19 protein-coding genes are annotated in these 13,172 nt (G+C 49.9%); 11 read left to right on the top strand and 8 right to left on the bottom strand.

What is annotated here, in order from left to right; all coding sequences use genetic code 11:
- The first annotated feature begins 285 nt into the window (after nucleotides 1–285).
- From csgD to csgG, 4 genes are read left to right on the top strand one after another with little or no spacing between them, the layout of a single operon-like run.
- Nucleotides 286–936 carry a biofilm master transcriptional regulator CsgD gene (gene csgD, locus H7R76_RS14315; protein WP_106926409.1) on the top strand — a complete coding sequence of 217 codons (651 nt, stop codon included), beginning with the start codon at nucleotides 286–288 and terminating at the stop codon, nucleotides 934–936.
- Between the two features lie 2 nt (nucleotides 937–938).
- Nucleotides 939–1,328 carry a curli production assembly/transport protein CsgE gene (gene csgE, locus H7R76_RS14310; RefSeq protein ID WP_106926411.1) on the top strand — a complete coding sequence of 130 codons (390 nt, stop codon included), beginning with the start codon at nucleotides 939–941 and terminating at the stop codon, nucleotides 1,326–1,328.
- 9 nt (nucleotides 1,329–1,337) lie between these two features.
- Nucleotides 1,338–1,751, top strand: a complete 414-nt coding sequence (gene csgF / locus H7R76_RS14305) for a curli production assembly/transport protein CsgF (protein ID WP_106926413.1) — start codon at nucleotides 1,338–1,340, stop codon at nucleotides 1,749–1,751.
- A 19-nt stretch (nucleotides 1,752–1,770) separates the two neighbouring features.
- Nucleotides 1,771–2,616, top strand: a complete 846-nt coding sequence (csgG, locus tag H7R76_RS14300; RefSeq protein WP_106926415.1) for a curli production assembly/transport protein CsgG — start codon at nucleotides 1,771–1,773, stop codon at nucleotides 2,614–2,616.
- A 20-nt stretch (nucleotides 2,617–2,636) separates the two neighbouring features.
- Here csgG and rluE read toward each other — a convergent pair whose 3' ends face one another.
- On the bottom strand, nucleotides 2,637–3,299 hold the full coding sequence (rluE, locus tag H7R76_RS14295) for a 23S rRNA pseudouridine(2457) synthase RluE (RefSeq protein ID WP_106926417.1): 663 nt from the start codon (nucleotides 3,297–3,299) through the stop codon (nucleotides 2,637–2,639).
- Nucleotides 3,300–3,514: 215 nt separating this feature from the next.
- On the opposite strand from rluE, the gene icd reads away from it, so the two are divergent.
- Nucleotides 3,515–4,765: an NADP-dependent isocitrate dehydrogenase gene (gene icd / locus H7R76_RS14290; RefSeq protein WP_106926419.1), complete on the top strand. Its 1,251-nt coding sequence runs from the start codon at nucleotides 3,515–3,517 to the stop codon at nucleotides 4,763–4,765.
- 69 nt (nucleotides 4,766–4,834) lie between these two features.
- Here the strand turns inward: icd and H7R76_RS14285 are convergent, their stop codons facing one another.
- The gene (locus H7R76_RS14285; protein ID WP_106926421.1) at nucleotides 4,835–5,077 is read right to left on the bottom strand and encodes a DinI-like family protein; all 243 of its coding nucleotides are present in this window, start codon (nucleotides 5,075–5,077) and stop codon (nucleotides 4,835–4,837) included.
- A 296-nt stretch (nucleotides 5,078–5,373) separates the two neighbouring features.
- Nucleotides 5,374–5,934 (bottom strand): thioredoxin fold domain-containing protein, encoded by a 561-nt coding sequence (locus H7R76_RS14280; protein ID WP_227673906.1) that lies wholly within the window; start codon nucleotides 5,932–5,934, stop codon nucleotides 5,374–5,376.
- A gap of 223 nt (nucleotides 5,935–6,157) precedes the next feature.
- Between H7R76_RS14280 and H7R76_RS14275 the strand changes: the two genes are divergently transcribed.
- Entirely contained in the window at nucleotides 6,158–6,697 is a 540-nt protein-coding gene (locus tag H7R76_RS14275) for a DUF2058 domain-containing protein (protein ID WP_106926423.1), read from the top strand.
- 11 nt (nucleotides 6,698–6,708) lie between these two features.
- On the opposite strand, the gene H7R76_RS14270 is transcribed toward H7R76_RS14275, so the two are convergent.
- Entirely contained in the window at nucleotides 6,709–7,395 is a 687-nt protein-coding gene (locus tag H7R76_RS14270) for an RluA family pseudouridine synthase (RefSeq protein ID WP_182967991.1), read from the bottom strand.
- A gap of 189 nt (nucleotides 7,396–7,584) precedes the next feature.
- Between H7R76_RS14270 and H7R76_RS14265 the strand changes: the two genes are divergently transcribed.
- Nucleotides 7,585–8,061, top strand: coding sequence for a cold-shock protein (locus H7R76_RS14265; protein WP_106926427.1), 477 nt, complete (start codon nucleotides 7,585–7,587; stop codon nucleotides 8,059–8,061).
- A gap of 68 nt (nucleotides 8,062–8,129) precedes the next feature.
- Here H7R76_RS14265 and H7R76_RS14260 read toward each other — a convergent pair whose 3' ends face one another.
- Nucleotides 8,130–8,525, bottom strand: a complete 396-nt coding sequence (locus H7R76_RS14260; RefSeq protein ID WP_106926429.1) for a DUF1398 family protein — start codon at nucleotides 8,523–8,525, stop codon at nucleotides 8,130–8,132.
- 228 nt (nucleotides 8,526–8,753) lie between these two features.
- Between H7R76_RS14260 and H7R76_RS14255 the strand changes: the two genes are divergently transcribed.
- The 3 genes from H7R76_RS14255 to H7R76_RS14245 all read left to right on the top strand — a co-directional run bounded on the left by H7R76_RS14255 (nucleotide 8,754) and on the right by H7R76_RS14245 (nucleotide 11,355).
- Nucleotides 8,754–8,978, top strand: a complete 225-nt coding sequence (locus tag H7R76_RS14255) for a hypothetical protein (RefSeq protein WP_106926431.1) — start codon at nucleotides 8,754–8,756, stop codon at nucleotides 8,976–8,978.
- Between the two features lie 286 nt (nucleotides 8,979–9,264).
- Nucleotides 9,265–10,614 carry a GGDEF domain-containing protein gene (locus H7R76_RS14250; protein WP_182965585.1) on the top strand — a complete coding sequence of 450 codons (1,350 nt, stop codon included), beginning with the start codon at nucleotides 9,265–9,267 and terminating at the stop codon, nucleotides 10,612–10,614.
- A 105-nt stretch (nucleotides 10,615–10,719) separates the two neighbouring features.
- Nucleotides 10,720–11,355 carry a carbonic anhydrase gene (locus H7R76_RS14245; RefSeq protein WP_182929078.1) on the top strand — a complete coding sequence of 212 codons (636 nt, stop codon included), beginning with the start codon at nucleotides 10,720–10,722 and terminating at the stop codon, nucleotides 11,353–11,355.
- Nucleotides 11,356–11,622: 267 nt separating this feature from the next.
- Here H7R76_RS14245 and H7R76_RS14240 read toward each other — a convergent pair whose 3' ends face one another.
- The 3 genes from H7R76_RS14240 to H7R76_RS14230 are packed head-to-tail and all read right to left on the bottom strand — an operon-like array spanning nucleotide 11,623 to nucleotide 12,522.
- Nucleotides 11,623–11,805, bottom strand: a complete 183-nt coding sequence (locus H7R76_RS14240) for a DUF1869 domain-containing protein (RefSeq protein ID WP_106926437.1) — start codon at nucleotides 11,803–11,805, stop codon at nucleotides 11,623–11,625.
- 5 nt (nucleotides 11,806–11,810) lie between these two features.
- Nucleotides 11,811–12,164 carry a TehB family protein gene (locus H7R76_RS14235; protein WP_106926439.1) on the bottom strand — a complete coding sequence of 118 codons (354 nt, stop codon included), beginning with the start codon at nucleotides 12,162–12,164 and terminating at the stop codon, nucleotides 11,811–11,813.
- A 31-nt stretch (nucleotides 12,165–12,195) separates the two neighbouring features.
- Nucleotides 12,196–12,522: a TehB family protein gene (locus H7R76_RS14230; RefSeq protein ID WP_106926441.1), complete on the bottom strand. Its 327-nt coding sequence runs from the start codon at nucleotides 12,520–12,522 to the stop codon at nucleotides 12,196–12,198.
- Between the two features lie 212 nt (nucleotides 12,523–12,734).
- Here H7R76_RS14230 and H7R76_RS14225 point away from each other — a divergent pair, with 212 nt between their 5' ends.
- Nucleotides 12,735–12,995 (top strand): DUF2534 family protein, encoded by a 261-nt coding sequence (locus H7R76_RS14225; protein ID WP_106926443.1) that lies wholly within the window; start codon nucleotides 12,735–12,737, stop codon nucleotides 12,993–12,995.
- Nucleotides 12,996–13,172: the final 177 nt, after the last annotated feature.

Below are 13,172 nucleotides of genomic sequence, written 5' to 3'. Positions count from 1 at the left end.
TAACCAATAGTGTATTTCTTCGTAATAACCTGACATGTTATTGTTACATTTTGAAACACAAATAACCCTTGCGATTAAAATGCCAATGTCTAGATTGAACAGTATTGCAGCACTTAGGAAACAAGCGCACATTCTGTGCTTAATACCCTTTATTGTCATACTTATTAATTGTCATACTTATTAAATCAGCAACTACACAGAACGGCGACTCTTTCTGCGTATGCATATTGTGTGCATAGCAGAAAGAGATCGCGTTCCGAGCAGCAAGCGGGATGGGGTTTCATAATGCCGAAAGAAACTGAACCGGTACATAACGATATTTTGCTGTTAATAACCAGGCCGTCATTGCAGGCCACTGCCCTGGTTCATCAACTCAAAACATCATTACCAATTAATGTCAGAATTCAGAATATTCAAAAAATGCTCGAGCAGACTGACGCCGAGCGCGTTCTGGTTCTTTTTGATCTTAGTGAGTCGGATAAAAAAAGGACCTTACTCTGGCAAAGTGAACTACGACGATTACGTGAAAAAGTGAAAGTTTTGCTCATTAATATGCCAGAGGACTATCACTTTCATGAAGTAGAGTCATGGTTTGGTATTAGCGCAGTGTTTCATCTTTCCGTCGATGAGCAAACCTTAGTGGGTGGCATTCGCAACGTGATGAACGGGGGTTGCCATTTTCCTCACGATCTCACCAGCTATCTTATTAATCAGTCGGGCAGTTACCGGTACCATGACGATACCAGCGGGTTGACGCAGCGCGAAAAGGATATTCTTAATAAGCTGCGAATGGGTGCCTCGAATGTTGAAATTGCCCGCCTGTTATTTATTAGCGAGAATACCGTGAAGACACATTTATATAATCTTTTTCGCAAGATATCTGTAAAAAATAGAACGCAGGCTGTTACCTGGGCTAACGAAAACCTTAGACGCTAATCATGAAAAAACTGATAGTGATAACGGTAACATTAATAATGCTGCTGGCAGTACGCGTCACCGCTGCAGCAGAAATAGAGGTGCCGGGGCTGGTGACGGATAATACGATCACCCGTGTGGGCCACGATTTTTATCGGGAGTTTACCGACCATTGGGAGGAAGAGTACCCGGGTTCGATTACGATTAATGAACGCCCCAGTGCCCGCTGGGGCAGCTGGATAACGATCAAGGTCGATCAAGATTTGCTGTATCAGACGTTTTTATTTCCAAGTAAAAATGACTTTGATAAACAAGTTAATGTCGCATTAGCTTCCGTGTATGAGGCTTTGCAGAAGCGCGCCATTAATAAAGCTTTATTAAATACTGGCGACTTAACCAAAGATGAGTTCTAGGAGCGTACGATGAAAGTGCTTTCTTTAATTCTTGGTATTGGTTTTTTATCTACCACAGCCCAGGCGGGGAACCTGACCTTCCAGTTTGTTAACCCTAATTTTGGCGGCAACCCCAATAATGGTTCTTTTCTGCTCTCGGAGGCGAATGCGCAAAACTCATATAAAGATCCCAATGCTTACGACTGGAGTACTTCGTCATCAAGTTCAACACTTGATAATTTCACTTCAGCTATCCAGTCGCAGCTGCTCGGTAGCCTGATGGGCAACCTCTCTACCGGTAAACCGGGGCGGCTGGTCACTAAAGACTTTATTGTTGATATCACCAATACCGACGGTCAGCTGATGATGAACATCCTTGACCGCTCTACCGGGAAATCGTCCTCTATTCAGGTCAGCGGCCTGAGCAGTGTTTCAACAAATTAATCAGTGGCGGGATGCTGAGATGAAAAATATAACCGGCGTAGTGGTCATTTTAATTAGCCTGTCGATGCTTACGGGCTGCATTACCTCTCCCCCTAAACAGGCTGCAAAACCAACGCTGTTGCCGCGCTCGCAGAGCTATCAGGACTTAACGCATCTGCCGCCACCGCAGGGTAAACTGTTTGTCTCAGTTTATAATATCCAGGATGAAACCGGGCAGTTTAAACCTTACCCGGCGAGTAACTTTTCAACCTCTGTCCCGCAGAGTGCCACCGCGATGCTGGTTTCGGCGCTGAAAGATTCCAACTGGTTTACGCCGCTGGAACGTCAGGGGCTGCAAAACCTGCTCAATGAGCGCAAAATTATTCGCGCCGCGCAGGAAAACGGTACCGTCGCAGAAAATAACCGCGGTCAGCTGCCGTCGCTGGTGGCGGCTAATATCCTGATTGAAGGTTCGATCATCGGTTATGAAAGTAATGTGAAATCGGGCGGGGCGGGGGCGCGTTACTTTGGTATTGGCGCCAGCACGCAGTACCAGCTCGATCAGATTGCCGTCAACCTGAGGGTCGTCAACGTGAGCACCGGCGAAGTACTTTCCTCGGTGAATACCAGTAAAACGATTCTGTCCTACGAGTTCCAGGCGGGCGTCTTCCGCTATATCGACTATCAGCGTCTGCTTGAAGGGGAAGTGGGCTACACGGTGAATGAACCGGTCATGCTGTGCCTGATGTCGGCCATTGAAACCGGCGTCATTTATCTGGTCAATGACGGGATCACCCGCAACCTGTGGCAGTTGAAGAACGCCTCGGATATCAATTCACCGGTACTCGAAAAATACAAAAGTATCATCGTTCCTGATATTTCCTGACCGCTCACGCCAGGCGAGCGCTATTCGCGCTCGCCGCTGGCATCACGCCATTCGCCGTTGCCGAGGTTGTCCAGCGTGTAGCCACCCATCGCGTAACGAATTAACCGCAGCGTCGGGTAGCCCACGTGAGCGGTCATCCGCCTTACCTGACGATTACGGCCTTCATAAAGCGTCACTTTGAGCCAGGCAGTGGGAATAGACTTACGCTCGCGGATCGGCGGGTTACGCGGCCACAGCCACTCCGGAGCCTCAACGCGTTCGATACCGGCCGGCAGCGTCGGGCCGTCGTTGAGCGTGACGCCGTCGCGCAGCGCCTGCATCGCCTCTTCGCCAGGCTCGCCTTCTACCTGTACATAGTAAATTTTTCCCGTCCGCTTACCCGGCTGGGTGAGCCTGGCCTGCAGCGCGCCGTCATTTGTTAACACCAGCAACCCTTCACTGTCGCGGTCAAGGCGTCCGGCGGCGTACACATTTTGCACGGGAATAAAATCTTTCAGCGTGCTGCGGCCCGCTTCATCGGTAAATTGCGGCAAAACATCATAGGGTTTATTGAACAGTATGACGCGTTTTGGTTGGTTATCCCGGCGCGGCTTAGCGGCTTGTTTTGAGCTGAATCGCTCAACCCGGTGTTTTCTAAAAGAAGTTTTAATCATAGTATTTTCAGGCTTTATAGATTCGCGCATTATAGCCTAAGAACGAGAGTCTTTCATGGCGCCAAACAATCAGGTAGTATTGACAGGCTTATTACAAAACATTAACAAAAATGCTCTAACTCTTTGTGTTGCAGGAAGACGGTAAGACAGTGCATCTCCAGACTAAGTGGAGTGGGCGTAGTAGCGGCAAGAACCTGTGGCGTAAAGGATGACGAGCACACCAGTAGCGCTCGAAGGAGAGGTGAATGGAAAGCAAAGTAGTTGTTCCGGCGGAAGGTCAAAAAATCACCCTGAAAGACGGCAAGCTGAATGTGCCACACAATCCGATTATCCCATTTATTGAAGGCGACGGTATCGGCGTTGACGTGACTCCGGCAATGCTGAAAGTGGTTGATGCCGCTGTTGAAAAAGCCTACAAAGGCGAGCGTAAAATTTCCTGGATGGAAATTTACACCGGGGAAAAATCCACTCAGATCTACGGCCAGGACGTATGGCTGCCAGCAGAGACGCTGGATCTCATCCGCGATTACCGCGTTGCTATCAAAGGCCCTCTGACCACGCCAGTTGGCGGCGGTATCCGTTCTCTGAACGTTGCGCTGCGTCAGGAACTCGACCTGTACGTGTGTCTGCGCCCGGTGCGTTACTACCAGGGCACACCTAGCCCGGTGAAACATCCAGAACTGACCGATATGGTTATCTTCCGTGAAAACTCCGAAGACATCTACGCGGGTATCGAATGGAAAGCTGACTCCGCAGACGCTGAGAAAGTGATTAAATTCCTGCGCGAAGAGATGGGCGTGAAGAAAATTCGTTTCCCGGAACATTGCGGTATCGGCATTAAACCGTGTTCCGAAGAAGGGACCAAGCGTCTGGTACGTGCGGCGATCGAATACGCGATCACCAACGACCGTGACTCCCTGACCCTGGTGCACAAAGGCAACATCATGAAGTTCACCGAAGGCGCGTTCAAAGACTGGGGCTACCAGCTGATTCGCGACGAATTCGGCGGCGAACTCATCGACGGCGGCCCGTGGCAGAAAATCAAGAACCCGAACACCGGTAAAGAAATCATCATTAAAGATGTGATTGCCGATGCGTTCCTGCAGCAGATTCTGCTGCGTCCGGCAGAATACGACGTGATCGCCTGTATGAACCTGAACGGCGACTACATCTCTGACGCCCTGGCGGCGCAGGTTGGCGGTATCGGTATTGCACCGGGCGCGAACATCGGTGACGAATGCGCACTGTTCGAAGCAACCCACGGTACAGCACCGAAGTACGCAGGCCAGGACAAAGTGAACCCAGGTTCTATCATCCTGTCCGCAGAAATGATGCTGCGTCATATGGAATGGTTCGAAGCGGCTGACCTGATCGTTAAAGGTATGGAAGGTGCGATCAACAACAAGACCGTGACCTATGACTTCGAACGTCTGATGGAAGGCGCTAAACTGCTGAAATGTTCAGAGTTTGGTGACGCGATCATCTCAAACATGTAATCCAGATTCTGGGTTAGTGTGAAACGGGAGCCTGATGGTTCCCGTTTTTTTTATCGGTGAATAACGCGCTTACTCGCTGACCAACCAGAATTCAGCTTCCTCAAACATTTCCGTGACGACGCGGCTGATTTGTTCTTTTTCGTGCTTGCTGGCGTCAGTGTTAATGGCGGGCAGCGTCATCATCGGCTTTACGCGAACGTCGGCATCGGGAAAGAGGTTATGAACTCTTTTGCTGAGCTCTGACAGGATAATCTCTTTTGCGCCGGGCAACCCTTCAAAATTCCGTTTGTCATACACCAGTTCCACAAACATGCTAACACTCCATCTTACTGTATATAATAACAGTATATATATCGGAGGCGTGGTGGTGTCAATATCAGCGAGCGTATCGGCCAGGGTTTGCGCAAAAAACGCTGTACGGCAATGCAGGTTTTAGCGGGTGGTAGGCCGGATAAGCGAAGCGCCATCCGGCAGCCTGTACTTGATTGCCGGATGGCGGCGTCAACGCCTTATCCGGCCTACCGCGCGATTATGATGAATCTATCGGCGCCATAATGCTTAACCTCGCGGGATTACCGCCGTGCGGGGTTATCTCAGGCGCCTGCGGGTTACAGGGCTTTGCCGGCTATTTTATCCAGAATGGCATCCGGCTTGGCGCTGCCCAGAATGACCTTTGGCGGGTTATCCAGCACGATCATCGTTGGGGTCAACTGAATCCCCAGGCGTTCGGCTAAGGCCGACTGTTGCACCACTTCGTCCGAGCAGGAGGTACTGGTGCCATTATTGGGCAAAAAGCCCGCCATTGCGCCTTGCAGGCTTTTTTTACGGTCATCGGCACACCACACTCGCCCCATATCTTCAATCACGGAATCACGGATGGAAGGCGGTGCGACGGTCAGGAATGACATTGTCAGCCCGGCATCGTTGTAGCTCTTGATGTTTTTTACAACCTGCGAGCAGAAAGAACACTGATTATCGATGAACACCAGAACCTTGTGTTTTTCATCAGCGGCGGTGAAGGTCACGGGGGCTAACTTAGGCAGAGTGCGGTCGAGATCCTTTAATGCTTCTGCGGTGCTCTCATCGGCGCTGGCCGGGGCATCAGCGGAAAAAACGCTAAAACTCATTGCCCAGACAACTGGCAGGGCAATCAGCGGAAATACTTTCACGGTATACCTCATTTCAACAAACATCGGATCGTCAACGGCGTCTTCGGATGATGTTATTGGCATCAACCGTAAAACGCAGTGACTTTAGCGGATCGAAGCATATCTGAGCAATGATTATTTTTTATACATCTCGCGATACGCGCTTAGCGGCTCCGCCAACTGGCTTCGCGGTGGTCATTGCGGCTATAATCGGACTAAATTTTTCAATGAGTTTAAAACAACGATGACCAAACTGACCTTACAAGAGCAGATGCTAAAAGCCGGGCTCGTCACCAGCAAGAAAATGGCCAAAGTACAAAGAACGGCTAAAAAGTCGCGCGTTCAGGCTCGTGAGGCCAGAGAAGCGGTGGAAGAGAATAAAAAGGCCCAGCTGGAGCGCGATAAGCAACTGAGCGAACAGCAAAAGCAGGCGACGCTGTCTAAAGAGTATAAAGCGCAGGTGAAGCAACTGATTGAGATGAACCGCATCACTATTGCCAGGGGGGATATCAACTTTAACTTCACCGATAATAACGTGATCAAAAAGCTGGTGGTGGATAAACCGACACAGACTCAGCTGATTAACGGCCGTCTGGCGATTGCACGCCTGGCGACGAATGCGGCTGGGGAAAGTGAGTATGCGATCATTCCGGCGATTGTCGCGGATAAAATTGCCCAGCGTGATACCAGCAGCATCGTACTGCACAGTGCGCTAAGTCAGGATGTGCAGGATGAAGACGATCCGTACGCTGATTTTAAAATCCCTGACGATCTGATGTGGTAACGCATTGCCCATCAAAACGGGCTCGCGCAGTGGGCGTTGATATGTTCCAAAGTGACGGGATGGACAAAACGCAGCTCGCTGGCGTGCAGCATCAGCCGCGGCGTCCGTTCGGTGCCTGGAAGCAGAAGGCCGCCATACAGATCGCAGCCTAGTATCGGGTGGCCCAGCAGCTGGCAGTGGATACGGAGCTGATGGGTACGCCCGGTTTCCGGCAGCAGATGTACCCGGGTGAGCGGCAGCGCGCTGCCGTTTTCCTGCTCCTGGCAGAAACGCGACAGCACGCGATAGCGCGAGCGCGCGGGCTTACCGTTGGCGGTGGAAATCGACATCAGGGGAAAACGTGCCGGGTCTTTGGCGATGGGTGCGTCAATCAGCCCCTCGTCATGGCTCAGGTGCCCGCAGAGCAGAGCGCTGTAGGCCTTGCTGACCGTCCGCTGGCTGAGCGCCGCGTTGATGGCCTTATTTCGCGCCACCACCATCAGCCCGGAGGTCCCGAAATCCAGGCGATGCACCAGGGTACAGCCCGGAAAGCGCTGCGTCAGACGGTAGTGTACGGAATCAAAATTTAACGGATTCTTCCCCGACAGGCTGAGCAGCCCACTGGGTTTATTGATAATCACCAGGTATTCGTCCTGATAGCGTATTTCAATCTGCTTATCGCAGGGTGGCGCAATAAAGGTATCGAGAATGGTAGACATCAGGCTGCACGGCTGGAGAGTGGAAGCGGATGATACCCAATTTTCCCTCGGCTGGCGAATTACACGCTCGCCCGTCAGAAAATTATCATCCACACTTAACCCAAAGACATAGTCTGCGCGCGCATTGTGCATTACACTGCGCGCTGCAAAAAATTGAGTTGATTAACGATTAACCAGGCGGTAACGGCGATGAACGGAACAATCACAACGTGGTTTAAAGATAAAGGTTTTGGATTTATCAAAGATGAAAATGGCGACAACCGCTATTTTCACGTGATTAAGGTTGCCAACCCTGAGCTGATAAAAAAAGATGCAGCCGTCACTTTTGAACCGACCACCAATAATAAAGGTCTGTCGGCCTATGCGGTGAAGGTGATACCGGATAGTAAGTACATCTACATTGCAGGCGAAAAGCTGAAGCTGACGTCAATCAAATCTTTCGTGGTCTACAGCGAAGAGGTGCCCGCTGAGACGCGTGTCGATAAAGAGAATGCGGTGCTGTCGGTTGGCCTGCTGATGAACAGTATCCGCCCGAAATCAGAAGCGAAGCCCGGCGAAATGCGCTCTCTGAAAAAGCTGGCGATCACGACCTTCCAGGGGACGACGCTGATTTTCTCGGAAGATGAGATCGATATTGACGCCACGATAAAGCTGCTTAAAATCTAACCATTGCTGCGATGGCGGAAACGGGAGACGATCGTAACCGGCGTTCTCCCGTTTTTTATGGGTCATTATCAGGTGGGACTAATAATATTCTCGGTATGTAATAGCTGATTGTCTTTCGACCAGTAAGAGCGGTTGACTTCATTCACATCCACTACCCACTTAAAGACGCCTGCTCTGGCTAATTCGCGGCAATATTGTTCAAACGGGGTGATGCCGGTAAAATGTCGCTTTGCGGCCATTCTGGCCAAATGGCTGCTGCCGCCCGCGCTGACTTTAATTAAGCTACGGTCACTCTTCATGGATACGTAAGAGTCAGAGGTCGTGACAATTTTGACATTGCCCGTGGCGACAAAATAAATGTAATACGAAATATCATTTTGTTTTAACTGTGTTAAGAACTGCGGGAAATCTGATTTATACCTGACTTGCTCAAAAAGTTCGCACAGCGTGTCGCTCAATTCCATTTTTATCTCCCCTGTATCCCTGTTTCTTATATTAATTTTATTGATTCACCATCCCTGTATTCCCTGAAATGAGTGTAGACGATTAATTGCAAAACTAATAGTTTGTGATGGTTATTTTGTCTGTTTGCGCAGGTTATGCCGCGCTTATGTGGCTGACGGTGGGCGATTTTGGTGGCCTGCGCGCGGCTATCCCCCTACACTAGGCAAGCACTTATAAAGGAGATAACCATGTTAGAAGGGTACTTTGATCTTGATGATGCAACCGGCGTTGATGCCGCTGAGAACCGCAAGCGTCTGCTGGCCGTTCAGGCTGCGCTAGAGATAGCTAAAGCGGCCGTGTCTGCCACCACTGCGAATGCCGGGATTCGTTCGCAGATGGACCTGCGTAACGTCTCACAAGAGGTTGCTACCCTGGCTGATGCAATCCAGGATGCGCTGGAGTCAGACGTGTAGTATCGCAATACCGCCTTCGGGCGGTTATTTCCGACGTGAAGCGTATCAGGCGGTTTATCTATTAATGCGGGTATTTATTTGGAACGCTTTTTGCCAATATAAATACATTTTATTAATGATGGTGATTAAAGTATTCATCGCGTGAATGATTTTTCTCTTCATATAAATGGCTGATAAAACATTAGCAAAGAAATAGCAAGTGGATGTCCTGCTATTTATAAAGTTAAATATTGATTAAGCGCAATATGCATTGGCGTGACGACAGACTATAACATGAGAAGTTGTCATGGAGGACTCATTGATGAGCCTGTGCTGTTCCTGCGTCAGTAAACGAATTATTTTTAGCCTCACCGCCGTCAGCCTGCTTATCGTGGCGATGTTTATGCTGGCGGGCCATCTGGCTACCTATACCATTTTTATTGCCGATATTTATTACCTGGTTTTTTCCGGGCTACTGCTGTTGCTTGATGCAATTATCTTTTTCTTTATGTTTTTCCAGTTTATCTGTAATAGAAAACTGCTTTTTGTCGCCATCCTTGGGCTGGGATTTCTCGGTGCGGATATTTATTGGGTCGAGGTTCTGGTTCTTATCCAGGAAATGATTGCGCTGTGTATTCCATTGAAAGCTATCACCAATGATTTAGCGATTTTTTATCTGTTTCGCCAGCTAACGCTGATGTCGTCATTTCTGATTGCGCTGTTTTATGCCCGTCGAATGAACCAGAATATTGCGCCTGTGGGTAAAGATGAAGCGCTGGTGCTGCTCCTTGCCTGCATATTCCTGGTGATGGCGATCTCTGCGCATAATTTGTCCAGCTATAATCCGCAGATTTCACTTAATCTTATGGGGACGCGCTTTGCGAATGGCCGCAATGCCTGGAATTCCTACTACGGCGTTGCCGTTGTGGCCGCCTGGCTTATGACCCTGGTGCTGACTATTGTGATTACCCAACTGCGCAGCTTGCTGTGGTGCAGCATCGCCGCGTTCTGTGTTTCCAGCCTGTTCAGCAATATTATTTTGCTTAACCTGAACGAGTACAATTTCCCCGTCTGGTACCTTAGCCGCGGCGTGGAGGTCGTTTGTACCTTCTTTGTGATTGTCGTGCTGCTGTACGATATTTTCAAAATGCATAAAAAATCGACGATGTTGTCGATTCACGATCCGCTTACCGGGATCTATAACCGCGCCTATTTCTACCAGGAGCTGCAGCAGTTGGTGGTTTCCAGGAAGCCAATCAGCCTGATGATTATGGACATTGATCATTTTAAACGTATCAACGACCGCTATGGGCACCCGGCGGGCGATGCGGTGATTAAGACGGTGGTTGCGCTGGCGAAAAACGCGGTGCGCGAGGAGGATATTCTGGCACGCATCGGCGGGGAAGAGTTCGCGGTGCTACTGCACGACACGCCCCCGACGGTGGCGGCGCGGATTGCCGAAAGAATACGCGTTGAAATAGAGCGGGAAACGGCGCAGGGCGTGGCGTATCGGACTCCGGAGCCAATGACGATTAGCATAGGTTTGTTTTGTTCGTCGGACAAAGTGTTCTCCGCCGATGAATGTATTTCTTTCGCCGACAGCGCGCTGTACGCCGCCAAGCGCGCCGGGCGTAACCGGGTTATGACCAGTACGTAACTTGCATGTTAATGCCAGAAGGGTCTTTTCCTTCTGCGCGCAGGTGGTACACTGAAAATGTGATGTTAATCATGACCTGCGTAAAAACGAAAAAGAGATACTGCTATGCAACATATCATTGAAGGGTTCCTCAACTTTCAGAAAGAAGTTTTCCCTCAGCGTAAGGAACTCTTCCGCAGCCTGGCGTCTAGCCAGAATCCAAAAGCACTGTTCATCTCCTGCTCAGACAGCCGTCTGGTGCCTGAACTGGTGACACAGCAAGAGCCGGGGCAGCTGTTTGTTATCCGCAACGCCGGGAACATCGTGCCGTCATTTGGCCCGGAGCCGGGCGGCGTATCAGCGACGATCGAATATGCTGTTGTCGCGTTAGGCGTCACGGATATCGTTATCTGCGGTCACTCTAACTGCGGTGCCATGAAAGCCATTGCGACCTGCCAGTGCCTGGAGCCTATGCCTGCGGTATCCCATTGGCTGCGTTACTCCGATGCGGCGAAAGCGGTCGTTGAGAAGAAAACCTTCGACAACGAAACCGATAAAGTGAACGCCATGGTTGAAGAGAACGTGATTGCTCAGCTGAATAATATTAAAACCCATCCGTCGGTGGCAGTAGGCCTGCGCGATAACGCGCTGCGTTTGCATGGCTGGGTATACGACATTGAGAGCGGCGAAATTCGTGCGCTGGAAAAAAACAGCAAGCGCTTCGTGTCGTTGGCCGATAACCCAGACGTTTTCTTCGAGTAATCGACAAACCTGCGCCGCTATACGCTGCTGACCAGCCTGAGCTTGCCGCGTCCTGGCGTAAGGTGTGGTGTTTTGTTGATGATCAAATAAAGAAAAGGTCGCCAGGCCATTGCGTTTTCCTCCGCCAGTGATTGTTTTAAACCTGGCAAAACGCGGGCGCTAGGGCGCTGCAACCAAAGTATGAATCTGCATTGATGGCCTACGCCATCCGGGCGAGAGCAAAAAAAAGGAGCCGTTTCAGGCTCCTTTTTTCATTTCATGCGAACGCTACCAGCCGCAAACATCATGCTCGTTTTCGGTATCATAAGCGCGCACGGTATTGACCAGCTCTTTAACCACGTCAGCGGCAACATCTGGGACCAACAGCTCCATCGGCGTCTCGGTTTCATAATCGACGGAAACGCCGTTGCTATTGTTGGTGACGGTCACCGTATAGGTTGCCTTACCCATTGCTGTTACCCCTTATGTGAATTAACCACTTTGCCCAGGCCAATACCCTCAAGCGTAGCATCAGGATCGGCAAAGAAGTCGATATTAAAATAGGTGTCGTCAGTGAGCAGCTCAATGCGATGCCACTTCTGCGGCGGTGAAATGCCAAAGGAGCCCGCTTCTATCACCACCTCAACGTCGGGTTCGGTTGCGTCGCCGTCGGGGAAGCCAAAGTAGCGCACGGCCCCTTGCATCACGGATAACCGTCCGTAAACGTGGGCTTTAGTGTTGTGATGGGTGAACAGGGCTTTCGGCGCGGTGTCTTTATTCCAGAACGGGGTCGAACGCGAATGAACAAAGTTTTCAGGAATACGTAACATGGATGGCTCCTTACTACATCACCATAGTGTTCTATAGGGATTTCAGCACATCAGCTTCGACAAAGAAGTCGATGTTAAAGACGGTATCGTCGGTCATCGTTTCGATGTAATGCCACTTCTCCGGCGGGAACACGCCAAAATGGCCGGCGTTGATAACCAGTTCGCTCTCCGGCTCCGGTGAGGTTTCGCTGGCAAAACCCAGATAACGAACGGCCCCCTGATGGACCGACAGTCGCGGATAAACGCCCGGTCGCGTACCTTTATCCAGGTGACGTTGAAAAATACCGGCCGGCGCGGTGTCTTTGTTCCAGAACGGGGTGGAACGGGTATGAATACAAGTTTGCGGAATGCGTAGCATGTTTTCCCCCTATACGTTGAATGTATTAAAGCACATTTTTTCCAGCCTGTTCACAATAAAATGTATTTTAAATGCATCTTTCGTGTGGTGTTAAATTCTTGTTCTTTTTTGCCGTTAATTGTTCACTTGTTGCAATGATAAATATTCAATTTATGCTTCATTAGTGTTACAAATACGGTGAAATATCGTGAAGTCAGCGTCGGGAGGATGCAATGATTCTGGAGAAACTGCGGACGTCAAACGGCAAAAAATTCCTGTTGTCCGCTTTTGTGGTGTTTGCGATTGCCGTTGTGGTGGTGGGACGAGCGACCTTCGGTGGGGTGGTGAGTGAATACAACCTGCCGTATTCCGAATGGACCACAAGTATGTTTGTGCTGCAGGGGGCAATGGTGCTGGTTTACAGCTCTATTTTTACCTTACTGTTTTCAATTCCATTGGGTTTTTTCTTTTTAGGCTCTGATAACCAGCGTTAATTCTTTCCGGCGAGCGTTCTGCTCGCCTTACCGTATTCTGATTGCCATTTTGATAAAGACCTGACACGATCAAATTCACGCGTGCGCACTTCGTTATCCAGAATGATCCTGCTTCGTAATGCAAATTTATCGCAATACGAAAAATGCTAACGTAGAGCGTGTTTCAGGAAGAAAGCC

Source organism: Klebsiella sp. WP8-S18-ESBL-06, assembly GCF_014169755.1.
Lineage (GTDB): Bacteria > Pseudomonadota > Gammaproteobacteria > Enterobacterales > Enterobacteriaceae > Kluyvera > Kluyvera ascorbata_B.
Note: the sequence above shows the minus strand (reverse complement) of the source record. Positions and strands in the feature narration are given on the sequence as shown.